Below are 25,516 nucleotides of genomic sequence, written 5' to 3'. Positions count from 1 at the left end.
CATGACGGAGTTTGGGGCGACGCGACGGGGAGGGGACGAGATGCTGGAGCAATTCCAATAACTTGCGGGTGCGGTGACGTTGGAGTTTGGCATGGACGCTTCCCCACACTCCGTCATCCTCGGCCTTGAGCCGAGGATCCATGCTGCGGCCTCTCACGCGTGCGGCTGCATGCTCGGCTCAAGGCCGCGCATGAAGGAGGAGAGGCGTGAGGACAAGGGCGGCTCACCGATGCTTCCCGCAGCCCCCAGCTCCAACCCTACCAGCGCTGATGCACATGCGGCGCGATCAGCCGCGCGTAGATCTCGCGTGTCGCCGCCATGACATCGGCCGCAAGCGGCGCGAGATCGGCGGCCGCGGCATTGGCCTTGGCCTGTTCGCCATTGCGGGCGCCGGGGATGACCACGGTGACGGCGTCGCTCATCAGGATCCAACGCAGCGCAAAGGCGGCCATCGTCGCGCCGGCGGGCACCAGTTGGCGCACCTCTTCCACCGCCCGCAGGCCGACCTCGAACGGCACGCCGGCAAAGGTCTCGCCGACATCGAAGGCTTCGCCATGGCGGTTGAAATTGCGGTGGTCGTCGCTGGCAAAATGCGTCTCGCGGGTGATCTTGCCGGAGAGCAGGCCGCTTGCCAGCGGCACACGGGCGATGATCGCCACGTTCTTGCGGCGTGCCTCGGCAAAGAACAGGTGGTCGGGCCGCTGGCGGAAGATGTTGTAGATGATCTGGATGCTGACGACGCCGGGATATTCGATCGCCTTCAGCCCGTCCTCGACCTTTTCGACGCTGACGCCGTAACCCTTGATCTTGCCGGCCGTCTGCAATGCGTCGAGACCGTCGAAGACCTCGGGCTGGTAAAGCACCTCGCGCGGCGGGCAGTGCAGCTGCACGAGGTCGAGGCTGTCGACGGCAAGGTTTTTCAGGCTGCGGTCGATGAAGCCTTCGAGATTGACCTTGCTGTAGCCTTCGGCGACATGCGGATTGAGGCGACGGCCCTCCTTGGTGGCGACCATCGGGCGCTCGCCGCCACGCGTCTTCAGCACGTCGGCGATGATTTTTTCTGAGCGGCCGTCCCCATAGACGTCAGCCGTATCGATAAAGGTCATGCCGGCATCGAGCGCGGCATTCAGCGCCACGCGCCCGTCCGCCTCGCTGATATCGCCCCATGATCCGCCGATCTGCCAGGCGCCGAAGCCGACATTGGTGACGGTGAAGGGCATGCGGCCGAAAGCATGGTGTTTCATGAAAAATTCTCCCAATGCATGTTGCCCGGAAGTGCACAGCGGTTCCGGGATAACGACATGCATAAAAACAAAGAACTAAAGCGCGTTGCGTGGACCAAGTTCAATGCGACGCGCTTTAGGTGATGAAAGATATTGGCCTATCAGCCGGGCGAGGATGCGGCAATTGCCTTTCCGGCCTTGATTGGTCGCCTCGATGAAATATCGTCGGGTTACAAGGCTTCAACCGCAATGGAATAGAAAAGGAACGATCATGGAGATCAAACCCGCCGGCTCTCGCCCCTCGATGAAACCGCCGGCTGACTATTTCACCGGCGCCGTTCGCCAGGATCCGCTGATCGAGCCGCCGGCGCCGGCCCGGGTGCGCGCAACCTCCGTCACCTTCGAACCCGGCGCCCGCACGGCCTGGCACACGCATCCGCTCGGTCAGACGCTGATCGTCACCTCGGGCAAGGGGCTTGCCCAGAGCTGGGGCGATGACATCCGCGAGATTCGCGCCGGCGACACCGTCTGGTTCGCGCCGGGCGAAAAACATTGGCACGGTGCTGCCCCGGACACGGCGATGACGCACATCGCCATACACGAGGCGCTGGACGGCAAGCATGTCGACTGGATGGAGCATGTCAGCGACGCGCAATATTCCGGCGCGGTGTCGGCCGGTTAGAGCCGCTTCAGGCAGTAGGAAAAATGCGCATGTGATTCGACCGTCAGGAATTCGAATTGCCAGCCATAATCCTTGCAGAACTTGGTGACCGCCTCGACGACGCCGTAGACGATCGGCTTGACGGTATTGCCGGTGCAGAAATCATGCCCGGCAATGCGCCCCGTCCGCTTCACCTTCTTTTCGCAGAGCAGCAGTTCCTGCCAGGTGAGCTCGAAGGAATGGTCGGTATCGATATAAGCCCAGTCGAGAAAATCGTCCTCGAATTCGGCGAGCTTTTCGAGCGACGTGCCCTGCATCAGATGCAGCCGCCCGGCCGCGATCTCGGTCGCGAACTGCGTGTGGATCGAATCGAGGCCGGAGCTGTAGCGGTCCATCGACCAGGGATCGATGAGGTAGAGCTGCGCCGGGCGGTTCTTTTCCAGGATCTCCGCCGTATATTCGCCGAAGGCTGCCCCAACCTCGACGCCGATGCCGCCATTCGGGATCCGGTAGAGCAACTCGCCGCGATCCGGCAGCAGGCGGGCCTTTTCCAAATGGTGGGCGCTGAGCGGGGTGCGCGGCATGCTCGCCCTAAGCGCCTGCCTTTCTTCACGTGTCTTCATCTCTGATCTCGGAATTGCGGGCGGTTGACGGCCCTGATGCGGTCTGCGGGGAACGTAGGAGCAGCGGACCTCGATGACAACCACATGACGGGAATTTGCTTCTTTTGGACAAATCGCTAAGTTTCATTCCGTTGACTGACGAAAAAGCCTCGGGAGGAGCGATTTCATGAGACGCATGTGGCCGGAAGAATTCAACGCCGTCTTCAACGGAGCCGAGGAGGTGATGTTGGAATCGCCCGCCGAGGCCGGCGAGGCGCCGTTCCACCGGAAGGCGCTGAGGGCGCGCATCACCATGGAGGATTACGAGCGGATCTGGCCGCTCGCCGAGATGCGCTTCCGGCTGGGCGAAGGGAATCTGGCCGGCAAGGCCGTCACGCTGATCACTACCAATCCCCACTACCACGCCTGGCACCCGAAGGACGGCGGCAGCGTCGAGTCGGTCTCCGACAGCGGCCGCCATTTCAAGACGGATTATATCGTCGTGCATTTCCTGCTTGACGACGTCAAGGAAACCACTCCCGCCTGACATGTCCAAGCCGGTGCCGGCCGCGATCTCGCACCGGCTCCGCATTCTGTTGACGCCGATGTGATTCCGACGCTGATGACAATCGCGGCGATATCGCTAAGTTTGCGGAAATTTTCTCACCAAACTGGAGGTTCCCGTGACGGCGAACGTGCTGGATATTCCTGTCAAATCAGTGGATGGTCGTGAAACCACGCTCAACGACTACAAGGGCAGGGTGCTCTTGATCGTCAATGTCGCCTCGAAATGCGGGCTCACGCCGCAATATGAGGGGCTCGAAAAGCTCTACGGCGAAAAGCGCGAGCGCGGCTTCGTCATCGCCGCTTTCCCCGCCAACGACTTCAAGGGTCAGGAGCCGGGCACCGACGCCGAGATCCTCGATTTCTGCACCAGCACTTACGACGTCACCTTCCCGATCTTCTCGAAGATCTCGGTGAAGGGCGAGACCCAGCACGCGCTTTACCGGCAACTGACCAAATCCGGCGTGAAGACCACCGGCGACGGCCCGATGCGCGAACGCCTGAAAGCCCACGGCATCGCAGGCGGCGACGAGGACGATATTCTCTGGAACTTCGAAAAATTCCTGATCGGCCGCGACGGCAAAGTCGTCGCCCGCTTCGCGCCTGACGTGACGGCCGATGATTCGCGGCTGATTTCGGCGGTGGACAAGGAACTGGCGAAGGCATGATTACCCTCGGGCTGCCAGGCGCATCCGGGCGCTGAAAGTCTTCAGATCCCAAGCACGGTCACCAGTGGCGGCGTAAAGTCCTTGAAACCCAGTCTCGGCCAGTCGCACCTTGCGTCAAATCGTGTCTTTGGCTGGTGGCGCTGGCAGTTCGGTTTCGTCTTGAATGCATAGCCAGGCAGGCTGACATAGGTGGGGCTTGGCGCGCCAACGGCAATCGCGATGCACAGCGTCAATGCGGAGCAGAGAGTTCTCATGGCACCCCTCCAGGCGTGAGAAACCTTCAAGCGCGGAAACTTTCCGGGCGGCGAATATTCCCACTTTTGCCGCCCCCAGCCATTCGCCTAATAGAAGGTAGTCACCGTGGGTGGGAGTAGTCCGTTTTGGTGGAGCGGTGGCCTTCCGAAGGCGCCAAAGCTGAAGCCGCTAGCGCGCTGTGGATCACCCGGACCAATTGGAATTCCAGATATGATGACGAGCCGGCGGGGGAGCGTCGTTCGCCAACGGCAATATCCGGTTATTTGACATTTTCAGGGAAAATGGTGGGCGATGAGAGACTCGAACTCCCGACATCCTCGGTGTAAACGAGGCGCTCTACCAACTGAGCTAATCGCCCATCGCGAGCGAAGCCGGATCGGCCTGCCGCGTTGGTGGCCGTGATCTATGCGGATCGCAGCAAAACCGCAAGAGTGTTTGTGAAGAATTTTTGATTTTTTTGGCGGCGGTCCCTCTCTACGCAGCGCCGGTCGGGCGCGGCCGGGCTGTGGATAAAGGGGAGGGGAAGGCGGCGGGCATCTCGGCTTCGACCGTGTCGTAGGCTCGATCGGGCGTCCATGCCGCAGCGGCAAACGGAATTGCCAGCTTTTCATTCTCCCCGCATGGTCTTTGCCGAAACAATTCAACGACTGTCATGGTTTTGTCTCCAAACCTGCTTGACACTAAAAGACGAACCCCGTAGTTAGCCGCTCATCGAAACGGGCAGCCGTTTTGGTGAGGGTGCGAAGGCATCCGGATTGCTTGAAATGAAGTGCGGGTGTAGCTCAGTCGGTTAGAGTGCCGGCCTGTCACGCCGGAGGTCGCGGGTTCGAGCCCCGTCACTCGCGCCATTTCAAAAGAGGCGACAATCGCCGCCGTCCGGTTCTTCCGTCCGTCATGCGCGGGTGTAGCTCAGTCGGTTAGAGTGCCGGCCTGTCACGCCGGAGGTCGCGGGTTCGAGCCCCGTCACTCGCGCCATTCTCTTCCGAAAGCCATGCAGTTTCCAGGGGTCAGGCATGCAGCTTGAATCAGCTTCTGCGGATTTGTCGCGACATCGTTGCATCTGCTTGATAATGTCCGCGCGCGACGCGTCGAATTGCCTCTGTAAAAGTCTTGCGCCGGGGCTTCGGCTGCGCTAACCACGGCTTGTTGCAACGCACGTTCGCTTGCCGGGCAATTGCCCAAATGCGCCGCCTGGCGCCTCCGGCAAGCAAGGATGAACATGATGACTGAACTGCTCAGTTCCTATATTCCGATCGCTATCTTCATCGCTATCGCGCTTGTCATCGGCCTGGCGCTGCTCATTGCGCCGTTCGCCGTGGCTTTCAAAGCGCCCGATTCGGAAAAGCTCTCGGCTTACGAATGCGGCTTCAACGCTTTCGACGATGCCCGCATGAAGTTCGACATCCGCTTCTACCTCGTGTCGATCCTCTTCATCATCTTCGACCTCGAAGTCGCCTTCCTCTTCCCCTGGGCCGTTTCCTTCGGCGCCATCGGCTGGTTCGGCTTCTGGTCCATGATGGTCTTCCTCTTGGTGCTGACCATCGGCTTTATCTATGAATGGAAAAAGGGAGCCCTGGAATGGGAGTGACCCCTGTGAGCAATCAGCCGCTCGTTGCCCAGCAGCCGAAGGGGGTCATCGATCCCTCTACCGGCAAGCCGATCGGTAGCAATGACGCCTTCTTCGGCGAGATCAACAACGAGCTCGCCGACAAGGGTTTCCTCGTCACCTCGACCGACGAGCTGATCAATTGGGCCCGCACCGGCTCGCTGATGTGGATGACCTTCGGTCTTGCCTGCTGCGCTGTCGAGATGATGCAGCTGTCGATGCCGCGTTATGACGTCGAGCGCTTCGGATTTGCGCCGCGCGCCTCGCCGCGCCAGTCCGACGTAATGATCGTCGCCGGCACGCTGACCAACAAGATGGCGCCCGCTCTGCGCAAGGTCTACGACCAGATGCCCGAGCCGCGCTATGTCATCTCGATGGGCTCCTGCGCCAATGGCGGCGGCTACTACCACTATTCCTATTCCGTGGTGCGCGGCTGCGACCGTGTCGTGCCGATCGACATCTATGTGCCGGGCTGTCCCCCACGGCAGAGGCGCTGCTCTACGGCGTGCTTCTGCTGCAGAAGAAGATCCGACGCACCGGCACGATCGAACGCTAAGGGTTAAGGACAAGGCATATGAGTGAAGCCCTGACTGAGCTTGCGTCCTATCTTGGCGAAGCGCGCGGCAACCTGATCGCCGCGTCGCAGCTGAAGTATGGCGAGCTGACGCTGACGACGACGGGTGAAAACCTGATCGCGCTTTTGACCTTCCTGCGTGACGACGCCAAATGCGGTTTCGTCAACCTGATCGATATTTGCGGTGTCGACTGGCCGCAGCGCGAGCTGCGTTTCGACGTTGTCTATCATCTGCTGTCGCCGAAGCAAAATCTGCGCGTCCGCATCAAGGTCGCAACCGACGAGGATACGCCGGTGCCCTCGGCCTGCGCCGTCTATCCCGGTGCTGACTGGTTCGAACGCGAAACCTGGGACATGTACGGCGTGCTCTTCACCGGCCATCCGGACCTGCGCCGCATCCTGACCGACTACGGCTTCGAAGGCCACCCGCTGCGCAAGGACTTTCCGACGACAGGTTTCGTCGAAGTCCGTTACGACGATGCTGCAAAGCGCGTCGTCTACGAGCCGGTCGAGCTTAAACAGGAATTCCGCAACTTCGACTTCATGTCGCCTTGGGAAGGCACCGAATACGTGCTGCCGGGCGATGAAAAAGCGAAGCAGTGAGTAGTGATTAGTCGGTAGTGAGTAGTGGGCAGATATTTGGGTGGCGAACGGGAAAATCAGTTCCTATCGTGATTTGAAAGTCTGGCAATTTGCTATCGAACTGTCTGTCGTTTGTTATGAGGTGACGAGAACCTTCCCGCGGGAAGAGATTTACGGATTGACCAGCCAGATTAGACGATCTTCCGCTTCTGTAGCCGCGAATATCGCGGAGGGGTATGGGAGAGAAAATCGGGGCTCGTTTGTCCAATTTCTCAAGATCGCTCAGGGCTCGTTGAAAGAGTTGGAGACGCATTTGATCATCGCCGGACGAATTGGCTTCCTTCAAGCCTCGGCCTTGGACGAATTGCTCGACCGATGCGACGAAATTGGAAAGATGCTGGGATCGCTTATCCGGAGCGTTCAGCACAGGAAAGCTGACGAATAGTGAGTGAATGAAAAACTAACCACTACTCACTATTCACTATTCACTCTAAGCGAGTTGATCGCCATGACCGAACATAACGTCCGCAACTTCAACATCAATTTCGGGCCGCAGCATCCGGCGGCGCACGGCGTTCTTCGTCTTGTCCTGGAGCTTGACGGCGAAATTGTGGAGCGGGTCGATCCGCATATCGGCCTCTTGCACCGCGGCACCGAGAAGCTGATCGAGACCAAGACCTATCTTCAGGCCGTGCCCTATTTCGATCGTCTCGATTACGTCGCGCCGATGAACCAGGAGCATGCCTATGCGTTGGCCGTCGAAAGGCTGCTTGGCATCGAGATCCCGATCCGCGGCCAGCTGATCCGCGTGCTCTATTCGGAAATCGGCCGCATCCTGTCGCATCTCTTGAACGTCACGACGCAGGCCATGGACGTCGGCGCGCTGACGCCGCCGCTTTGGGGCTTCGAAGAGCGCGAAAAGCTGATGGTGTTCTATGAGCGCGCCAGCGGTTCGCGCATGCACGCTGCTTATGTCCGCCCGGGTGGCGTCCATCAGGATCTGCCGGAAAAGCTCGTGCAGGATATCGGCGACTGGTGCGACCCCTTCCTGAAGGCGCTCGACGACATCGACAACCTGCTCACCGGCAACCGCATCTTCAAGCAGCGCAACGTCGATATCGGCGTCGTTTCGCTGGAAGATTGCTGGGCCTGGGGTTTCTCCGGCGTCATGGTCCGCGGTTCGGGCGCTGCCTGGGATCTGCGTCGCGCCCAGCCTTACGAATGCTATTCCGATCTCGAATTCGACATCCCGATCGGCAAGAACGGCGACAATTATGACCGTTACCTGATCCGCATGATCGAGATGCGCGAATCGGTCCGCATCATGAAGCAGTGCGTCAACCGTCTGCTGTCGGATGCCAAGACCGGTCCTTTCTCGTCGATCGACGGCAAGGTCGTGCCGCCGAAGCGCGGCGAGATGAAGCGCTCGATGGAAGCGCTGATCCACCACTTCAAGCTCTATACCGAGGGCTACCATGTGCCGGCCGGCGAAGTGTATGCCGCGGTCGAAGCGCCGAAGGGCGAGTTCGGCGTCTATCTCGTCTCGGACGGCTCCAACAAGCCGTACCGCTGCAAGATCCGCGCGCCCGGCTATGCCCATCTGCAGGCGATGGACTTCATGTGCCGCGGCCACCAGCTTGCCGACATCGCGGCCGTCCTCGGCTCGCTCGACATCGTCTTTGGCGAGGTGGACCGCTGATGCAGCGTCTGCCGCTTGCCGTCGCACTTCTTCTTTCGGCATCCGGGGTTTCGGCTCAGGAGGCCGACACTCTCGGCACGCCGTTAGGCCATAAGGAAGTGACGCCGCCGGCGGCGAAAACGTCCATGGGCGAGCTTTTGTCCAAGGGCTATCAGATCAAGGCTGCCATTCCGAACGGCAGCAAATTCGTCGTATTTATGCAGAAAGACCAGTCGGCCTATGCCTGCGAAATGCAGTCTTTGACCGCTTCGCGGTGTGGAACCCTAAACTGACAAGGCGTGAGGAAGAATGTCCGTTCGTCGATTAGCCGAAGATCAATTTCAGCCTGCCGCATTCGCTTTCAGCGATGAAAATGCGGTCTGGGCGGACAAGACGATCCAGAAATACCCCGCCGGCCGCCAGCAGTCGGCGGTCATTCCGCTGTTGATGCGGGCGCAGGAGCAGGACGGCTGGGTCACCCGCGCGGCGATCGAAAAGATCGCCGACATGCTCGACATGGCCTATATCAGAGTGCTCGAAGTCGCGACCTTCTATACGCAGTTCCAGCTGCATCCCGTCGGCACGCGCGCCCATGTCCAGGTCTGCGGCACGACGCCCTGCATGCTGCGCGGCTCGGAAGCGCTGATGTCGGTCTGCAAGAGCAAGATCCATGCCCATCCCTTCGAGCGCAATGCCGAAGGCACGTTGTCGTGGGAAGAGGTCGAATGTCTCGGCGCCTGCGTCAACGCCCCGATGGTGATGATCGGCAAGGATACCTATGAGGATCTGACGCCCGCCCGTCTCGAAGAGATCATCGATACCTTCGCCGCCGGCAACGGCGCGAGCATCAAGCCGGGCACCCAGATCGACCGGATATTTTCCGCCCCGGAAGGCGGCCTGACCTCGCTGACGACGGAAGAGCCGAAGGCAAAGACACGCGCCAAGAAGGCCGATGCCGAAAGCGTATCGGCTCCGGTCGACGCCGCTCCGGTCCCGCCCTCCGAGGCCGCCCGCCCGAAGAGCACCGATGCCGAGACCAATGCGGCCCTGAAGACGCCGGCAACGGCGCCGAAGGCAGCGGCCAAGAACGCCAAGGCAGCCGAAGAACAGCCGGTTTCCGGCACCGCGGCTGCCGAGCCGGCCCCGGCCGTCAAGGCCGAAGCTCCGGCGGCAAAGCCTGCGCTGACCGACAAGAACCGTCCGGCCGGCATCGAAAAGCCCGCCGCCCCGGATGATCTGAAGATGATCTCCGGCGTCGGGCCGAAGATCGAGGCGACGCTGAACGAAATCGGCATCTTCACCTTCGCGCAGGTCGCGAGCTGGAAGAAGGCCGAACGCGAATGGGTCGACGGCTACCTGAACTTCCGCGGCCGCATCGAGCGCGACGACTGGGTCAAGCAGGCCAAGGCGCTCGCCAAGGGCGGCGAAGCGGAATATATCAAGGTCTTCGGCAAGAAGCCGCGGTAAGAGGTGAAGCATGTTACAAGATAAAGACCGCATCTTTACCAACATCTACGGCCTCAAGGACAAGTCCCTGAAGGGCGCGATGAGCCGCGGCCACTGGGACGGCACCAAGCAGATCCTCGAAAAGGGCCGTGACTGGATCATCAATGAGATGAAGGCATCCGGTCTTCGCGGCCGCGGCGGCGCCGGCTTCCCGACAGGCCTGAAATGGTCCTTCATGCCGAAGGAAAGCGACGGCCGCCCGCATTACCTCGTCGTCAATGCCGACGAATCCGAGCCCGGCACCTGCAAGGACCGCGACATCATGCGCCACGATCCGCATACGCTGATCGAAGGCTGCGTCGTCGCGAGCTTCGCCATGGGCGCCAATGCCGCCTACATCTATGTGCGCGGCGAATATATCCGCGAGCGCGAAGCGCTGCAGGCGGCAATCGACGAGTGCTATGACTATGGCCTGCTCGGCAAGAACAACAAGCTCGGCTGGGACATGGACATCTTCGTCCATCACGGCGCCGGCGCCTATATCTGCGGCGAGGAAACCGCGCTGCTCGAAAGCCTCGAAGGCAAGAAGGGCCAGCCGCGCCTGAAGCCGCCATTCCCGGCCAATATGGGCCTCTACGGCTGCCCGACGACGGTCAACAACGTCGAATCGATCGCCGTTGCGCCGACGATCCTGCGTCGCGGCGCCGGCTGGTTCTCGTCGATCGGCCGTCCGAACAATGTCGGCACCAAGCTGTTCATGCTCTCCGGCCACGTCAACAAGCCGTGCACGGTCGAAGAGGAAATGGGCATCACCTTCCGCGAACTGGTCGACCGCCACGCCGGCGGCATCCGCGGCGGCTGGGACAATCTGCTCGCCGTCATCCCGGGCGGCGCATCCTGTCCGATCGTTCCGGCCAAGGACATCATCGACTGCCCGATGGATTTCGACGGCCTGCGCGGCGTCGGCTCCTCCTTCGGCACGGCCGCCGCGATCGTCATGGACAAGTCCACCGACGTCATCAAGGCGATCGCCCGCATCTCCGCCTTCTTCAAGCATGAGAGCTGCGGTCAGTGCACGCCCTGCCGCGAAGGCACGGGCTGGATGTGGCGGGTGATGGAACGCATGGCCAAGGGCAATGCCCAGAAGCGCGAAATCGACATGTTGTTCCAGGTGACCAAGCAGATCGAAGGCCACACCATCTGTGCGCTCGGCGACGCCGCCGCATGGCCGGTGCAGGGTCTGATCCGTAACTTCCGTCCCGAGATCGAAAAGCGCATCGACCAGTATACGGCAAGCGCGCTCGACCACGGCGCGGTTCTGGAGGCGGCTGAATAATCATGACGGACAAGGCATCGAAAAGTGGGAAGAAGGAAGAGACTGCCGATTTCGCGGCCGGCTTCGGCCGTCTTGCCGCCGAGATGCTGGAAAACGCTCAGGCGATGCCTGTGCATCCGCTGATGGCGCATCCGGCCGCTGCCTTTGCCGCCGCAACGGCGATCGGCTTCGGTTTCTCGACGCAGATGGCAGGCGCCTTTTTCGGGGCTTTCCAGAGCGCGCTGGAAACGACCGGCAAGCTTGCCGCCGCCCTCGACGACACGCCGCCGGACGAGCCGATGCCCGATGTCGACATCCGGCCGGAAAATAGCCGTCCGGCCGTCAAAGTTTTCGCCAAGCCCGCGGCCGACAAACCCGAGCTCGAGAAGAAGGCGGGGCCGAGACTGACGGTGGTCAAGCCGGCGAGCGCGACGATCCCGGAAAGCGAACCGCAGCCGGCAAGCAAGGCAAAGCCGGTCGCGAAGGCAAAGCCGGTTGCGCGGGCTGCAAAGGCCGACGATCTCAAGCTGATCGCCGGCATCGGCCCGAAGCTGGAGCAGGTGCTGAATGCCAAGGGCATTCGCAGCTTTGTCGAGATTGCCGCCTTGACTGACGAGGACATCGCCCGGCTCGACGCCGAGCTTGGCTTCAACGGCCGCATCGCCCGCGACGACTGGATCGGCCAGGCGAAGGTTCTCGCCGGGCGGGGCCGCAGAAGGAAATGAACTGTCCGGCCGTGCAAACCGGCCGGAAACATGGGCAGATCGGCGGACGGGCGGGGGCCTCACGCTGCAGATGCCGGTGCGGGTTCCGGGTCTGGAACGCGCGACAGAAAATTTGGGCGACATCAGCTGCCGGCAGGACGAAAGATCCGGCTCGGTAATGAAAATGTTGCAAAAACGGGTTTGTTTGCCGTCATCAGGCAAACGGGAAACAGGACTGAGCGACGATGGCTAAACTGAAGATTGACGGCAACGAGATCGAAGTTCCGGATCATTTCACGCTATTGCAGGCGTGCGAGGATGCCGGGGCCGAAGTTCCGCGCTTCTGCTTCCATGAGCGCCTGTCGGTTGCCGGCAATTGCCGCATGTGCCTTGTCGAAGTGAAGGGCGGCCCGCCGAAGCCGCAGGCTTCCTGCGCCATGAGCGTTCGCGACATCCGCGGCGGCCCGAACGGCGAACTGCCCGAGGTCTTCACCAACACGCCGATGGTCAAGAAGGCCCGCGAAGGCGTGATGGAATTCCTGCTGATCAACCATCCGCTCGATTGCCCGATCTGCGACCAGGGCGGCGAATGCGACCTGCAGGACCAGGCGATGGCCTTCGGCATCGATACCTCGCGCTACCAGGAAGACAAGCGCGCCGTCGAAGACAAGTATATCGGCCCGCTGGTCAAGACGGTGATGAACCGCTGCATCCACTGCACGCGCTGCGTCCGCTTCACCACCGAGGTCGCCGGCATTTCCGAACTCGGCCTGATCGGCCGCGGCGAGGACGCCGAGATCACCACCTATCTCGAACAGGCGATGACCTCCGAGCTGCAGGGCAACGTCGTCGACCTTTGCCCGGTCGGCGCGCTCACCTCCAAGCCCTTCGCCTTTACCGCGCGCCCCTGGGAGCTGAACAAGACCGAATCGATCGACGTCATGGATGCCGTCGGCTCGGCGATCCGCGTCGACACCCGCGGCCGCGAAGTCATGCGTATCCTGCCGCGCGTCAACGAGGCGATCAACGAGGAGTGGATTTCCGACAAGAGCCGCTTCATCTGGGACGGTCTGAAGACCCAGCGCCTCGACCGGCCCTATGTCCGCCGCGACGGCCGCCTGCAGCCCGCCAGCTGGGCCGAGGCCTTCGGCGCCATCAAGGCTGCCGTCGGCGTCACCTCGGGCGACAAGATCGGCGCAATCGCCGGCGATCTCGCTTCCGTCGAGGAAATGTATGCGCTTTCCGAACTGGTGAAGTCGCTTGGCTCAGCCAATCTCGACTGTCGCCAGGATGGGGCGGCACTCGATCCGTCGCTCGGCCGCGCAAGCTACCTCTTCAACCCGACCATCGCGGGCATTGACCAGGCCGACGCACTGCTGATCATCGGCGCCAATCCGCGCTTCGAGGCGGCCATCCTCAACGCCCGCATCCGCAAGCGCTGGCGCCGCGGCAAGTTCCCGATCGGCGTCATCGGCGAGCCGGGCGAACTTCGCTACAGCTATGACTATCTCGGCGCCGGTCCCGACACGCTGAAGGACCTGGTCGATGGCGGCCATGCCTTTGCCGACGTCCTGAAGAACGCCGCCAAGCCGATGATCATCATCGGCCAGGGCGCACTGTCGCGCAGCGACGGCGCCGGCGTTCTCGCCAGTGCCGCCAAGCTCGCCGGTTCGGTCGGCGCGGTTGTCGAAGGCTGGAACGGCTTTGCGGTCCTTCATACCGCCGCCTCGCGCGTCGGCGGCCTCGACCTCGGTTTCGTGCCGGGTGCCAAGGGCGTCAATGCCGCTGAGATGCTGACGTCAATGGACGTGCTCTTCCTGCTCGGCGCCGACGAACTCGACTTCACCGCCAAGAAGGCGGGGCTGACTGTCTATATCGGCTCGCATGGCGATAACGGCGCGCATCATGCCGACGTCATCCTGCCGGCCGCAGCCTATACCGAAAAGTCCGGCACCTGGGTCAACACCGAAGGCCGCGTCCAGATGGGCAGCCGCGCAGGCTTTGCACCAGGCGATGCCCGGGAGGACTGGGCAATTATTCGTGCCCTTTCCGACGTGCTCGGCAAGAAGCTTCCCTTCGATTCGCTGAGTGAACTGCGTGGCCGGCTCTATGCCGCTTTCCCGCATTTCGCCGCCATCGACGAGATCGCCGAAACCGATAGCGCCCAAATTGCCGCAGTTGCGAAAAAAGCCGGCAAGATGAACAAGTCAGGGTTTGCGTCGCCGGTCAAAGACTTCTATTTGACGAACCCGATCGCGCGTGCCTCGGCTGTCATGGCCGAGTGCTCGGCATTGGCCCGCAACAATTTCAAAGTCGCGGCAGAGTAAGGGCAGGGGACCATGGATTCTTTCTTTTCGACCTATGTCTTGCCGGCGATCATCATGATCGGGCAGTCACTGCTGCTTCTGGTCTGCCTGCTCGTCTTCATCGCTTACGTGCTGCTCGCCGACCGCAAGATCTGGGCGGCCGTGCAGCTGCGCCGCGGCCCGAACGTCGTCGGTCCCTTCGGCCTATTCCAGTCCTTCGCCGACCTTCTGAAATTCGTCTTCAAGGAGCCGATCATTCCTGCTGGCGCCAACAAGGCGGTCTTCCTGCTTGCTCCGCTGGTGACGGTGCTTCTGGCGCTGTCCACCTGGGCGGTGGTGCCGCTCGCCGACGGATGGGTGATCGCCAACATCAATGTCGGCATCCTCTACATCTTCGCGATCTCCTCGCTCGAGGTCTACGGCATCATCATGGGCGGCTGGGCTTCGAACTCGAAGTATCCCTTCCTCGGCGCGTTGCGCTCGGCGGCACAGATGGTGTCCTACGAAGTCTCGATCGGCTTCGTCATCGTCACCGTGCTTCTCTGCGTCGGTTCGCTGAACCTGACCGATATCGTCAATGCGCAGCATACCGGCCTCGGCACCATGCTCGGCCTGCCCGCGTCGTTCCTCGACTGGCACTGGCTGTCGCTTTTCCCGATGTTCATCATCTTCTTCATTTCGGCGCTGGCCGAGACCAACCGTCCGCCGTTCGACCTTCCGGAAGCTGAATCGGAACTGGTCGCCGGCTTCATGGTCGAATACGGCTCTTCGCCATACATGATGTTCATGCTCGGCGAATATGCGGCCGTCTGCCTGATGTGCGCGCTGACGACGATCCTCTTCCTCGGCGGCTGGCTGCCTCCGGTCGATATCTGGGTCCTCAACTGGGTTCCCGGCATCATCTGGTTCACCCTGAAGGCTTGCCTGGTGTTCTTCATGTTCGCGATGGTCAAGGCCTTCGTTCCGCGCTACCGCTACGACCAGCTCATGCGCCTCGGCTGGAAGGTTTTCCTGCCGCTGTCGCTCGCCATGGTCATCATCGTTGCATTCGTGCTGAAACTGACGGGATGGGCTTGATGACGCCCGCTCTCGTTTCCGGCAAAATTGGAGGTTGAAGATGGGAAGCTTGTCCAGCTCCATCAACTCGCTGTTCCTCAAGGAATTCTTCGGCGCGTTCTTTCTGTCGATGCGCTATTTCTTCCGCCAGAAGGCGACGATCAACTATCCCTTCGAAAAGGGTCCGGTGTCCCCGCGTTTCCGCGGCGAACATGCGTTGCGCCGTTATCCGAACGGCGAAGAGCGCTGCATCGCCTGCAAGCTCTGCGAGGCGATCTGTCCTGCCCAGGCCATCACCATCGAGGCCGGTCCGCGCCGCAACGACGGCACGCGCCGCACCGTGCGCTACGACATCGACATGGTGAAGTGCATCTATTGCGGCTTCTGCCAGGAAGCCTGCCCGGTCGATGCGATCGTCGAGGGTCCGAATTTCGAATTTGCGACGGAAACCCGCGAAGAGCTCTATTTCGACAAGGCGCGCCTTCTCGATAACGGCGACCGGTGGGAGCGCGAAATCGCCCGCAACATCGCGATCGATTCGCCGTACCGCTGATTGGGTTTTGAAATGCCGCGATGGAGCTCTGCTGCTCCTGTCGCGGTCAATATGCACAGGAGCTTTGCCGGCCAGCGCCGGAGAAAGCTCGATCGGGCAGAAAAACTCCCGGCTGCCCGGGGGAAGATGAAAAAGGCACCAACATGGGTCTGCAGGCTCTATTTTTCTATCTTTTCGCCTTTGTCGCGATAGCGTCGGCGTTCATGGTCATCTGGGCGAAGAACCCGGTTCACTCGGTTCTGTTCCTGATCCTGGTGTTCTTCAACGCGGCCGGCCTCTTCCTGCTGCTCGGTGCCGAATTCCTGGCGATGATCCTGCTCGTGGTCTATGTCGGCGCCGTCGCCGTGCTCTTCCTCTTCGTGGTGATGATGCTCGATATCGACTTCACCGAGCTCAGGGCAGGGGTTCTCGAATATGCGCCGATCGGCGGGCTGATCGGGATCATTCTCGCTGCCGAGCTGATCGTCGTCATCGGCGGCAGCGTCATCTCGCCTGAGATCGCCAAATCAGTCGCCATGCCGATCCCGGCGCTGACGGAGCGCACCAATACGGCCGCCCTCGGCGACGTGCTCTACACCAATTACGTCTATTTCTTCCAGATCGCCGGCCTGGTGCTGTTGGTCGCCATGATCGGCGCCATCGTCCTGACGCTCCGGCACCGCACCAACATCAAGCGGCAGAATATCCCCAGGCAGGTTGCCCGCACGCCGGCCACCGCCGTCGAGGTGGTTTCGGTCAAGCCCGGGCAGGGCGTCTAAAGGCAGGTCAAGGAACAAAGAACATGGTCATCGGTCTTTCCCACTACCTGACGGTCAGCGCCATCCTCTTCACGCTCGGCGTCTTCGGCATCTTCCTGAACCGGAAGAACGTCATCGTCATCCTGATGTCGGTCGAACTGATCCTGCTTTCCGTCAACATCAACATGGTCGCCTTCTCTTCCTTCCTGAACGACATCGTCGGACAGGTCTTTGCGCTGTTCATTCTGACGGTGGCGGCTGCCGAGGCGGCGATCGGTCTTGCAATTCTCGTTGTCTTCTACCGCAACCGCGGCTCGATCGCGGTCGAAGACGTCAATATGATGAAGGGCTGAGTGGCTCATGTTCCTCTATAAGGCTATCGTCTTTCTTCCCTTGATCGGTGCGATCGTCGCCGGCCTGTTCGGCCGCGCCATCGGCGCTAAGGCTTCGGAATATGTCACCAGCGGCCTGATGATCATCGCCGCCATCCTCTCCTGGGTCGTCTTCTTCACCGTCGGCATGGGCCACGCCGAAGGCGGCCCGATCAAGGTCGAGGTACTGCGCTGGATTCAGTCCGGCGGCATCGATGCCTCCTGGTCGCTGCGCGTGGATACGCTGACCTCCGTCATGCTGATCGTCGTCAACACGGTCTCGACGCTGGTGCACGTCTATTCGATCGGTTACATGCACACCGATCCGCATCGCCCGCGCTTCTTCGCCTATCTCTCGCTCTTCACCTTCGCCATGCTGATGCTGGTGACGGCCGACAACCTGGCTCAGATGTTCTTCGGCTGGGAAGGCGTCGGTCTCGCCTCCTATCTGCTGATCGGCTTCTGGTTCAAGAAGCCGTCGGCGACGGCCGCTGCGATGAAGGCCTTCATCGTCAACCGCGTTGGCGACTTCGGCTTCGTGCTCGGCATTGCCGGTGTCTTCGTGCTGTTCGGCTCGATCAACTTCGACACGATCTTCGCCAATGCCTCGAACTTCGCCCCGCATGAAGGCGGCGGCGAGGCGAGCGAAGTGATCCTCAACCTTTTCGGCATGCAGCTCGACAAGGCGCATGCACTGACCGGCATCTGCCTGCTGCTCTTCATGGGCGCCATGGGCAAGTCGGCGCAGTTCCTGCTGCACACCTGGCTGCCGGACGCCATGGAAGGCCCGACCCCGGTCTCGGCCCTCATCCATGCCGCCACCATGGTCACCGCCGGCGTCTTCCTCGTCGCCCGCATGTCGCCGCTCTTCGAACTGTCGCACGATGCGCTCGTCGTCGTCACCGTGATCGGCGCGATCACCGCCTTCTTCGCGGCGACTGTCGGCCTCGTGCAGAACGACATCAAGCGCGTCATCGCCTATTCCACCTGCTCGCAGCTCGGCTACATGTTCGTGGCGCTCGGGGTAGGAGCCTATGGCGCGGCGATCTTCCATCTCTTCACGCATGCCTTCTTCAAGGCACTGCTCTTCCTCTGCGCCGGCTCGGTCATCCACGCCGTCGATGGCGAGCAGGACATGCGCTACATGGGTGGCCTGCGGCCGCACATCAAGTGGACCTTCCGGCTGATGATCATCGGCACGCTGGCGATTACCGGCGTCGGCATTCCCTTCACGCCGATCGGCTTTGCCGGCTTCTTCTCCAAGGACGTGATCATCGAGGCGACCTATGCTTCGCACTCGCCGGTCGCAGGCTTTGCCTTCTCGATGCTGGTCATCGCCGCGCTCTTCACCAGCTTCTATTCCTGGCGCCTGATCTTCATGACCTTCTTCGGCAAGCCGCGCGCTTCGCACGAGGTCATGCACCACGTTCACGAATCGCCGCAGGTCATGCTGGTGCCGCTCTATCTGCTGGCGATCGGCGCGGTGTTTGCCGGCGTGCTCTTCGAAGGCCGGTTCTATGGCGAGGAGTATGCCGAGTTCTGGAAGGGCGCGCTTTTCACCGGCGCCGAGAACGAACTCGTCGAAGAGTTCCACCACGTGCCGGCCCTCGTGGCTCTGAGCCCCTTCATCGCCATGGTGCTCGGCTTCGTCACCGCCTGGTACATGTATATCCGCTCGCCGCAGACGCCGCGCGTCCTCGCCAAGCAGCATCGGGTGCTCTACCAGTTCCTCTTGAACAAGTGGTATTTCGACGAACTCTACGACTTCCTCTTCGTCCGCACCGCCAGAGCGCTTGGCCGCTTCCTGTGGAAGAAGGGTGACGTCGGCGTCATCGACACCTACGGCCCGAACGGCGTGGCCGCCCGCGTCGTCGCCGTCACCGACCGCGTCGTCCGCCTGCAGACCGGTTACCTCTATCACTACGCCTTCGCCATGCTGATCGGCATTGCGGCGCTCGTTACCTGGATGATGCTCGGGAGTTCCTTCTGATGACCGATTGGCCTATTCTTTCAACGGTCACCTTCCTGCCGCTCGTCGGCGTGGTGCTCCTGTTGCTGATGAACGGCGAGAGCCAAGCCGGCCGCAAGAACGTGCTGTGGATCTCGCTGATCACCACCGTCTTCACCTTCGTCGTTTCCCTCGTCATCTGGGTCGGCTTCGACAACGCCAATCCGGGCTTCCAAATGCTCGAAAAGCATGACTGGCTCGGCACCGGCATCGGTTACCATGTCGGCGTCGACGGCATCTCGATGCTGTTCGTCATCCTGTCGACCTTCCTCATGCCCTTCTGCGTGCTGGCGAGCTGGCTCTCGATCGAGAAGCGCCTGAAGGAATACATGATCGCCTTCCTCATCTTGGAAACGATGATGGTCGGCGTCTTCGTCTCGCTCGATATTGTGCTGTTCTACGTCTTCTTCGAGGCGGGCCTCATTCCGATGTTCCTGATCATCGGCGTCTGGGGCGGCAAGGACCGAGTGTATGCGAGCTACAAGTTCTTCCTCTATACGCTGCTCGGCTCGGTGCTGATGCTGCTCGCCATCATGGCGATGTACTGGCAGGCTGGAACGACCGACATCACCGCGCTGCTCGCCTACAAGTTCCCGCCGGCGCTGCAGACCTGGCTATGGCTTGCTTTCTTCGCATCCTTCGCGGTGAAGATGCCGATGTGGCCGGTCCATACCTGGCTTCCGGATGCCCACGTTCAGGCGCCGACGGCAGGCTCGGTGATCCTGGCCGGCGTCCTGCTGAAGCTCGGCGGCTACGGTCTCATCCGCTTCTCCCTCGGCATGTTCCCGGTGGCGTCCGATTATTTCGCGCCGCTCGTCTTCGCTCTGTCCGTCATCGCCATCATCTACACCTCGCTGGTGGCGATGATGCAGGACGACATCAAGAAGCTGATCGCCTATTCCTCGGTGGCGCACATGGGCTACGTGACCATGGGCATCTTCGCCGCCAACATGCAGGGCGTTCAGGGTTCGATCTTCCAGATGCTGTCGCACGGCATCGTCTCGGGCGCGCTCTTCCTCTGCGTCGGCGTCGTCTACGACCGCACCCACACCCGCGAGATCAACGCCTATGGCGGTCTCGTCAACAACATGCCGAAATATGCCGTCGCCATGATGGTCTTCACCATGGCCAATGTCGGGCTTCCCGGCACCTCCGGCTTTGTCGGCGAGTTCCTGACGCTGATCGGCGTCTTCCGGGTCAACACCTGGGTCGCGCTCTTTGCCGCCACCGGCGTCATTCTCTCGGCCGCCTATGCCCTCTGGCTCTATCGCCGGGTGATCTTCGGCGCGCTGGAGAAGGAAAAGCTGAAGGCGCTGCTCGACCTTTCTCCGCGTGAACAGCTGATCCTCTATCCGCTGGTCGCACTGACCATCTTCTTCGGCGTTTACCCGGCTCCGGTCTTCGATGCCACGGCCGCCTCGGTGGATCTGCTGGTCAACAACTACACGGCCGCCGTGCACGCAGCGCAGAATGTTGCGCTGTCTATGAATTGATGACGGGACTTATCGGACATGACCGCTGAAACAATCCTCCTCAGTCTGCATCTTTCCGTGCCGGAGCTGATCCTCGCGGTCGGCGCCCTGGTCCTGTTGATGGTCGGCGTCTTCTCGGGCGAGCGGTCGGGCCTCGTCGTCACCGGCCTCGCCATCGTGCTGCTGCTGGCCTCCGGCCTGTGGCTGCTCTTCGTGCCGGCCGAGGGACTTGCCTATGGCGGCGTCTACATGGCCGACGGCTTCTCCCGCTTCATGAAGCTGGTGGCGCTGATCGGCTCGCTGGTCGCCCTGTTTATGACGATGGGCCACGCGCGCGAAAACCAGCTCGACAAGTTCGAGTTCCCGGTTCTGCTGGTGCTGGCGACCCTCGGCATCCTGCTGATGATCTCGGCCAACGACCTGATTTCGCTCTATCTGGCGCTGGAGCTGCAGTCGCTGGCGCTCTATGTCGTCGCCGCGATCAACCGCGACAGCCTGAAGTCGACCGAAGCCGGCCTGAAATATTTCGTCCTCGGCGCGCTTTCCTCCGGCATGCTGCTCTACGGCATGTCGCTGGTCTATGGTTTCACCGGCCACACCCACTTCTCCGAGATCGCCCAGGCGCTTTCGGTCGAGGGCGCGCGGTCGCTCGGCCTCGTCTTCGGCCTGGTCTTCATCCTCGCCGGCATTGCCTTCAAGATCTCGGCCGTTCCCTTCCACATGTGGACGCCCGACGTCTACGAAGGCGCGCCGACGCCGGTCACCGCCTTCCTGGCCGCAGCCCCCAAGGTTGCCGCCATGGCGATGATGACCCGCATCGTCATCACCGCCTTCCAGCCGGTTCTGGCGGACTGGCAGCAGGTCGTCGTGTTCATCTCGATCGCCTCGATGCTGCTCGGCTCGTTTGCGGCGATCGGCCAGAAGAACATCAAGCGGCTGATGGCCTATTCCTCGATCGGCCACATGGGCTATGCGCTGGTCGGGCTTGCCGCCGGCAACCAGACCGGTGTTTCCGGCGTCATGCTCTACATGGTCATCTATATGGTCATGACCCTCGGCAGCTTCGCGATCATCATGTCGATGCGCCGCAAGGACGGCACCGTCGTCGAAGACGTCAATGATCTCGCCGGCCTTTCCGCGACCAACCCGTTCATGGCCGTGGTGCTGACAGCGCTGATGTTCTCGCTCGCCGGCATTCCGCCGCTCGCCGGTTTCTTCGCCAAGTACTTCGTCTTCGTTGCGGCGATCGAAGCCAAGCTTTATGCGCTTGCCATCATCGGCGTTCTCGCCTCGGTCGTCGGCGCCTATTATTATCTGCGCGTCATCAAGCTGATGTGGTTCGATGAGGCGACCGGTGAATTCGCCCGGGTCTCCGGCGCTCTGCGCCTGGTCTTCGGTCTTTCCGGTCTCTTCGTCACCGCCTATGTGCTCATCGGCGGGCCGATCGGCGGTGCGGCAGAGCTTGCCGCAGCGACGCTCTTCTAATGGTTTCCGACAGACGGCGCCGGATATCGCTCGGCGATTTCAGGCACGAGGCGCTGTCGGAAACATCGTCCACCAACAGCGAATGCCTCGCCCGGGCGCGGGCGGGCGATCCCGGAAATCTCTGGGTGACGGCCGAGAGGCAGACCGGCGGCCGCGGCCGCCGCGGCCGCCTCTGGGTGTCCGAACGCGGCAATCTCTACGCTTCCCTTCTATTGATCGACCCGGCGCCGATGGAGCGCCTCGGCTCGCTGCCGCTGGCGGTTGCCATTGCGGTGCACCAGGCGATCCGCCAGGTGCTGCCGCCGGTCGCCGAACCGCTCGAGGTCAAATGGCCGAACGATATTCTCATCGGCCGGAAGAAGACCTGCGGCATCCTCGTCGAGGGCGAGCAGTTGCCGGACGGCCGCTACGCGCTGATCGTCGGCATCGGCATCAATGTCTCGGTCATGCCGGATAATCCGCTCTATCCCGTCACCTGTCTGCGTCAGCATGCAAGCGCGGCTTCGCCGGATGAGCTCTTCGCCCATCTCTTCGCGGCGATGGCGGATGTGCTCGATCAATGGGACCAGGGCCGCGGCATTGCCGAGATCACGGCGCGCTGGCGCACCATCGCCTGTGGCATCGGCGAAAAGATCACGGTGAATTTACCGGACCGATCGATTTCCGGCCAATTCGCCGGAATTGATGATAATGGCTTGTTGATGCTCGATACCGGCGCTGGCAGAATCATACCCATTGCCGCCGGTGATGTGTTTTTTGGATAGCGGAAAAAACGAAAATTATGGCGAAACAGGACGAGTTGGTATTCCTGCCTCTGGGCGGCGTTGGCGAGATCGGCATGAATCTCGCTCTCTATGGCTACGGCCCGCCCGAGCATCGCCAGTGGATCATGGTCGATTGCGGCGTCACCTTTCCCGGCCCGGATCTGCCGGGCGTCGACCTGGTCCTGCCCGACATCCGCTTCCTCGCCAGCGAACGCAAAAACCTCAAGGCGATCATCATCACCCATGCCCATGAAGATCATTATGGCGCACTCGCCGATCTCTGGCCCGGGCTCAACGTGCCGGTCTATGCCTCGGGCTTTACCGCGGGTCTGCTCGAAGCCAAACGTAATTTCGAGAAGGCGAGGATCGCCGAGGTGCCGGTGACGCCGTTCAAGGCGGGCGACACGATCAATGTCGGCCCGTTCAGCATCGAAGGTGTGGCCGTCAATCACTCGATCCCCGAGCCGATGTCGCTGATGATCCGCACGCCTGCCGGCAATGTCATCCACACCGGCGACTGGAAGATCGACCACGAGCCCTCGCTCGGGCCGCTGACCGATGAGACGCGCTTTCGCCAGTTGGGCGACGAGGGCGTGCTGGCGCTGATGTGCGATTCCACCAATGCCTTGCGTGACGGTGTTTCGCCGTCCGAGAAGGATGTGTCCGAGAGCCTCCGCAAGATCATCGAGGATGCCGAAGGCCGGGTGGCGATCACCACCTTCTCATCGAATGTCGGGCGCATTCGCACCGTTGCCGAAGCTGCCGAGGCGGCGGGCCGCGAAGTGCTGCTGCTCGGCAGCTCGCTGAAGCGCGTCGTCGACGTCGCCCAGGATATCGGCCTGATGGAAGGCGTGAAGCCCTTCATCTCCGAGGAAGAATACGGCTACATCCCCCGCGACAAGGTCGTCGTCATCCTGACCGGCAGCCAGGGCGAGGCGCGGGCAGCGCTTGCCAAGCTTTCCCGCGACGAAATGCGCAATGTGGCCTTTGCGGCAGGCGATATCGTCGTCTTTTCCTCTCGCGCCATTCCCGGTAACGAGAAGGCGATCCAGGACATCAAGAACGGCCTCGTCGAGCAGGGCGTGCACATTATCACCGATACTGAAGCCCTGGTCCACGTGTCCGGCCATCCGCGCCGCAACGAGCTGCAGCGGATGTACGAGTGGACTCGGCCGAAGGTCGTTGTGCCGGTGCATGGCGAGGCGACGCATCTGACGGCGCACAAGGAGCTTGCCGAGCAATCCGGCATCGCGATCGTCCCGCGGGTGCGCAACGGCGATATCCTGCGGCTGGCGCCAGGTCCGGTCGAGGTGATCGGCGAAGCGCCGCACGGCCGCATCTACAAGGACGGCATGCTGATCGGCGATTTCGACGAGATGGGGATCGGCGAGCGCAAGAAGCTCTCCTATGTCGGCCATGTCGCGGTCAGCGTCGTGCTCGACGCCCGTTATGATATTGTCGGCGATCCCGATCTCGTCTCGATCGGCCTGCCGGTCTATGACGACGAGGGCGATGAGATGGAGGACACGCTCTTCGACGCGGCGATCAGCGCCATCGAAAGCATTCCGCGCGCCCGCCGCAAGGATATCGACATGCTGCAGGAGGCCGTGCGCCGCGCCATCCGCGCCGCTGCGAACCAGAGCTGGGGCAAGAAGCCCGTCGTTACCGCCTTCGTCACCAAGGTGTGATCATGCTCGGCCGCGTGAACCATATTGCCATCGCCGTCCCCGACCTGAAGGCGGCGGCGGCCGCCTATCGCGATACGCTGGGAGCTGCGGTGTCGCAGCCGCAGGCGCTGCCGGAACACGGCGTCACCGTCGTCTTCGTCGAATTGCCGAACACCAAGGTCGAATTGCTTGCGCCGCTTGGGGAAGCCTCGCCGATTGCAGCCTTCCTCGACAAGAACCCGTCCGGCGGCATGCACCACATCTGTTATGAAGTGGACGATATCGTCCTCGCCCGCGACCGGCTGGTCGAGGCGGGGGCGCGGGTGCTGGGCGACGGCCAGCCGAAGACCGGCGCGCACGGCAAGCCGGTGCTCTTTCTGCATCCCAAGGATTTCTTCGGCACGCTGATCGAGCTTGAACAGGCCTGAACCCAATTCATGTGAAGTGCTTGCGCTGCGTCAGAGTGACCCGAAGGCGGCAAAATGTTTCGTTCGCTTTGAATTGGCGGCCATTCCGCCGTATAAAGGCGCGCAATTCAAAGTGAGAGGACGCCTTCGCCACATGGCGGCGCGACATCACCGGGAACTATAATGCTTCAGATCTTCCTTCAGGGATTTGCCGTCTACTTCATCATTTGGTGGATGACGCTTTTCGCCGTCCTGCCGATCGGCCTGCGCACTCAGGCGGAGGACGATGATATCGTGCTCGGCACCGTTCCCAGCGCGCCCACCCGCTTTCGCGCCGGCTTCGTCTTTTCGCTGACGACGCTGATTTCGGCTCTGATCTACGGCCTCTGGTATGTCTGTGACACCTATTTCGGATGGGGCTTCGACGCCCTTCCACAACTCGGGCCTAGCTTCTACTGAGGTAGCTTTTGCTCAAACTTTGGGCAGATGTAAAATTCAAAGGGGAAATGAGTTCGTCATACCGCCGTCATGCTGTTGCGGCAAAGAGCTCGCCTAACGGAAACGAGAGGGTCCCGTTACGGAAGCCGGCTGGATCGTGCATGGGATGGGAAGGCAAAAAGCCAAAAAAAAACAAGGCTGAAAGCCTTGTTTTAAGTATCGCGTGATCTGTAACCGTTGCCGGGGCTGCGACGAGCGCGCCTAAGATCTGATCCTCCCAAGACTTGACCGCGAATTCGGCAAGAATTTAGCTTCCTGCCTGTTTTGTGAGCTAAAGCTAGCTCAAACATTGGGCTTTGTCATTAGCTTTTTTT

At 61.5% G+C, this 25,516-nt stretch carries 26 protein-coding genes, 3 tRNA genes and 1 pseudogene; 26 read left to right on the top strand and 4 right to left on the bottom strand.

Going from position 1 to position 25,516, the window contains the following annotated elements:
- Window positions 1-257: 257 nt before the first annotated feature.
- Window positions 258-1,244 carry an aldo/keto reductase gene (locus MHI61_RS15510; protein WP_239792610.1) on the bottom strand — a complete coding sequence of 329 codons (987 nt, stop codon included), beginning with the start codon at window positions 1,242-1,244 and terminating at the stop codon, window positions 258-260.
- Window positions 1,245-1,494: 250 nt separating this feature from the next.
- Here MHI61_RS15510 and MHI61_RS15505 point away from each other — a divergent pair, with 250 nt between their 5' ends.
- Window positions 1,495-1,905 carry a cupin domain-containing protein gene (locus MHI61_RS15505; RefSeq protein ID WP_239792609.1) on the top strand — a complete coding sequence of 137 codons (411 nt, stop codon included), beginning with the start codon at window positions 1,495-1,497 and terminating at the stop codon, window positions 1,903-1,905.
- On the opposite strand, the gene MHI61_RS15500 is transcribed toward MHI61_RS15505, so the two are convergent.
- Window positions 1,902-2,507: a class I SAM-dependent methyltransferase gene (locus MHI61_RS15500; RefSeq protein WP_097581609.1), complete on the bottom strand. Its 606-nt coding sequence runs from the start codon at window positions 2,505-2,507 to the stop codon at window positions 1,902-1,904. The genes MHI61_RS15505 and MHI61_RS15500 overlap by 4 nt on opposite strands.
- A gap of 166 nt (window positions 2,508-2,673) precedes the next feature.
- Here MHI61_RS15500 and MHI61_RS15495 point away from each other — a divergent pair, with 166 nt between their 5' ends.
- A complete protein-coding gene (locus MHI61_RS15495; RefSeq protein WP_239792608.1) occupies window positions 2,674-3,033 on the top strand; it encodes a hypothetical protein in 360 nt (119 codons plus the stop codon).
- A gap of 136 nt (window positions 3,034-3,169) precedes the next feature.
- Entirely contained in the window at window positions 3,170-3,718 is a 549-nt protein-coding gene (locus MHI61_RS15490; protein WP_239792607.1) for a glutathione peroxidase, read from the top strand.
- Between the two features lie 41 nt (window positions 3,719-3,759).
- Here MHI61_RS15490 and MHI61_RS15485 read toward each other — a convergent pair whose 3' ends face one another.
- Both MHI61_RS15485 and MHI61_RS15480 read right to left on the bottom strand, forming a co-directional pair.
- Window positions 3,760-3,972 carry a hypothetical protein gene (locus tag MHI61_RS15485; RefSeq protein WP_239792606.1) on the bottom strand — a complete coding sequence of 71 codons (213 nt, stop codon included), beginning with the start codon at window positions 3,970-3,972 and terminating at the stop codon, window positions 3,760-3,762.
- Between the two features lie 283 nt (window positions 3,973-4,255).
- Window positions 4,256-4,331 (bottom strand) — tRNA-Val (locus MHI61_RS15480).
- 413 nt (window positions 4,332-4,744) lie between these two features.
- Here MHI61_RS15480 and MHI61_RS15475 point away from each other — a divergent pair.
- The 23 genes and pseudogenes from MHI61_RS15475 to MHI61_RS15365 all read left to right on the top strand — a co-directional run bounded on the left by MHI61_RS15475 (window position 4,745) and on the right by MHI61_RS15365 (window position 25,163).
- A tRNA-Asp gene (locus MHI61_RS15475) sits at window positions 4,745-4,821 on the top strand.
- A 50-nt stretch (window positions 4,822-4,871) separates the two neighbouring features.
- Window positions 4,872-4,948, top strand: a tRNA-Asp gene (locus MHI61_RS15470).
- A 247-nt stretch (window positions 4,949-5,195) separates the two neighbouring features.
- A complete protein-coding gene (locus MHI61_RS15465) occupies window positions 5,196-5,561 on the top strand; it encodes an NADH-quinone oxidoreductase subunit A (protein WP_010055493.1) in 366 nt (121 codons plus the stop codon).
- Window positions 5,552-6,135 (top strand): annotated as a pseudogene (locus MHI61_RS15460) (NADH-quinone oxidoreductase subunit B). The gene MHI61_RS15465 and the pseudogene MHI61_RS15460 overlap by 10 nt, the downstream one beginning before the upstream one ends.
- A gap of 18 nt (window positions 6,136-6,153) precedes the next feature.
- Window positions 6,154-6,756 carry an NADH-quinone oxidoreductase subunit C gene (locus MHI61_RS15455; protein ID WP_239792605.1) on the top strand — a complete coding sequence of 201 codons (603 nt, stop codon included), beginning with the start codon at window positions 6,154-6,156 and terminating at the stop codon, window positions 6,754-6,756.
- A gap of 40 nt (window positions 6,757-6,796) precedes the next feature.
- Window positions 6,797-7,180, top strand: coding sequence for a four helix bundle protein (locus MHI61_RS15450; RefSeq protein WP_097664378.1), 384 nt, complete (start codon window positions 6,797-6,799; stop codon window positions 7,178-7,180).
- A 63-nt stretch (window positions 7,181-7,243) separates the two neighbouring features.
- Window positions 7,244-8,434: an NADH-quinone oxidoreductase subunit D gene (locus MHI61_RS15445; RefSeq protein ID WP_097581601.1), complete on the top strand. Its 1,191-nt coding sequence runs from the start codon at window positions 7,244-7,246 to the stop codon at window positions 8,432-8,434.
- Window positions 8,434-8,706 carry a hypothetical protein gene (locus MHI61_RS15440; RefSeq protein WP_097581600.1) on the top strand — a complete coding sequence of 91 codons (273 nt, stop codon included), beginning with the start codon at window positions 8,434-8,436 and terminating at the stop codon, window positions 8,704-8,706. The genes MHI61_RS15445 and MHI61_RS15440 overlap by 1 nt, the downstream gene beginning before the upstream one ends.
- Window positions 8,707-8,722: 16 nt before the next feature.
- Complete coding sequence (locus MHI61_RS15435) at window positions 8,723-9,880, top strand: NADH-quinone oxidoreductase subunit E (protein ID WP_239792604.1); 1,158 nt, start codon at window positions 8,723-8,725, stop codon at window positions 9,878-9,880.
- A gap of 10 nt (window positions 9,881-9,890) precedes the next feature.
- A complete protein-coding gene (nuoF, locus tag MHI61_RS15430; RefSeq protein WP_097581597.1) occupies window positions 9,891-11,195 on the top strand; it encodes an NADH-quinone oxidoreductase subunit NuoF in 1,305 nt (434 codons plus the stop codon).
- 2 nt (window positions 11,196-11,197) lie between these two features.
- Window positions 11,198-11,899: a 5' DNA nuclease gene (locus tag MHI61_RS15425; RefSeq protein ID WP_239792603.1), complete on the top strand. Its 702-nt coding sequence runs from the start codon at window positions 11,198-11,200 to the stop codon at window positions 11,897-11,899.
- A 224-nt stretch (window positions 11,900-12,123) separates the two neighbouring features.
- Window positions 12,124-14,205: an NADH-quinone oxidoreductase subunit NuoG gene (gene nuoG / locus MHI61_RS15420; RefSeq protein WP_239792602.1), complete on the top strand. Its 2,082-nt coding sequence runs from the start codon at window positions 12,124-12,126 to the stop codon at window positions 14,203-14,205.
- A gap of 12 nt (window positions 14,206-14,217) precedes the next feature.
- Window positions 14,218-15,261 carry an NADH-quinone oxidoreductase subunit NuoH gene (nuoH, locus tag MHI61_RS15415; protein ID WP_239792601.1) on the top strand — a complete coding sequence of 348 codons (1,044 nt, stop codon included), beginning with the start codon at window positions 14,218-14,220 and terminating at the stop codon, window positions 15,259-15,261.
- Window positions 15,262-15,301: 40 nt separating this feature from the next.
- Window positions 15,302-15,793 carry an NADH-quinone oxidoreductase subunit NuoI gene (gene nuoI / locus MHI61_RS15410; protein WP_003573902.1) on the top strand — a complete coding sequence of 164 codons (492 nt, stop codon included), beginning with the start codon at window positions 15,302-15,304 and terminating at the stop codon, window positions 15,791-15,793.
- A gap of 143 nt (window positions 15,794-15,936) precedes the next feature.
- Entirely contained in the window at window positions 15,937-16,551 is a 615-nt protein-coding gene (locus MHI61_RS15405) for an NADH-quinone oxidoreductase subunit J (RefSeq protein WP_097664384.1), read from the top strand.
- Window positions 16,552-16,574: 23 nt separating this feature from the next.
- Entirely contained in the window at window positions 16,575-16,883 is a 309-nt protein-coding gene (gene nuoK, locus MHI61_RS15400; protein ID WP_049734055.1) for an NADH-quinone oxidoreductase subunit NuoK, read from the top strand.
- Window positions 16,884-16,890: 7 nt separating this feature from the next.
- Window positions 16,891-18,891, top strand: a complete 2,001-nt coding sequence (gene nuoL / locus MHI61_RS15395) for an NADH-quinone oxidoreductase subunit L (RefSeq protein WP_239792600.1) — start codon at window positions 16,891-16,893, stop codon at window positions 18,889-18,891.
- Window positions 18,891-20,402, top strand: coding sequence for an NADH-quinone oxidoreductase subunit M (locus MHI61_RS15390; protein ID WP_097664386.1), 1,512 nt, complete (start codon window positions 18,891-18,893; stop codon window positions 20,400-20,402). Before nuoL ends, MHI61_RS15390 begins: the two co-directional genes overlap by 1 nt.
- 18 nt (window positions 20,403-20,420) lie before the next feature.
- Complete coding sequence (gene nuoN, locus MHI61_RS15385; RefSeq protein ID WP_239792599.1) at window positions 20,421-21,866, top strand: NADH-quinone oxidoreductase subunit NuoN; 1,446 nt, start codon at window positions 20,421-20,423, stop codon at window positions 21,864-21,866.
- Window positions 21,866-22,630 (top strand): biotin--[acetyl-CoA-carboxylase] ligase, encoded by a 765-nt coding sequence (locus MHI61_RS15380; RefSeq protein WP_239792598.1) that lies wholly within the window; start codon window positions 21,866-21,868, stop codon window positions 22,628-22,630. Before nuoN ends, MHI61_RS15380 begins: the two co-directional genes overlap by 1 nt.
- 17 nt (window positions 22,631-22,647) lie before the next feature.
- The gene (locus tag MHI61_RS15375) at window positions 22,648-24,318 is read left to right on the top strand and encodes a ribonuclease J (RefSeq protein WP_239792597.1); all 1,671 of its coding nucleotides are present in this window, start codon (window positions 22,648-22,650) and stop codon (window positions 24,316-24,318) included.
- A 2-nt stretch (window positions 24,319-24,320) separates the two neighbouring features.
- Window positions 24,321-24,725 (top strand): methylmalonyl-CoA epimerase, encoded by a 405-nt coding sequence (gene mce, locus MHI61_RS15370; protein WP_239792596.1) that lies wholly within the window; start codon window positions 24,321-24,323, stop codon window positions 24,723-24,725.
- Between the two features lie 162 nt (window positions 24,726-24,887).
- The gene (locus MHI61_RS15365) at window positions 24,888-25,163 is read left to right on the top strand and encodes a DUF1467 family protein (RefSeq protein WP_004668399.1); all 276 of its coding nucleotides are present in this window, start codon (window positions 24,888-24,890) and stop codon (window positions 25,161-25,163) included.
- Window positions 25,164-25,516 lie beyond the last annotated feature (353 nt).

Source organism: Rhizobium sp. K102 (assembly GCF_022385315.1).
Lineage (GTDB): Bacteria > Pseudomonadota > Alphaproteobacteria > Rhizobiales > Rhizobiaceae > Rhizobium > Rhizobium croatiense.
This window is presented reverse-complemented; position numbering and strand designations above follow the sequence as displayed.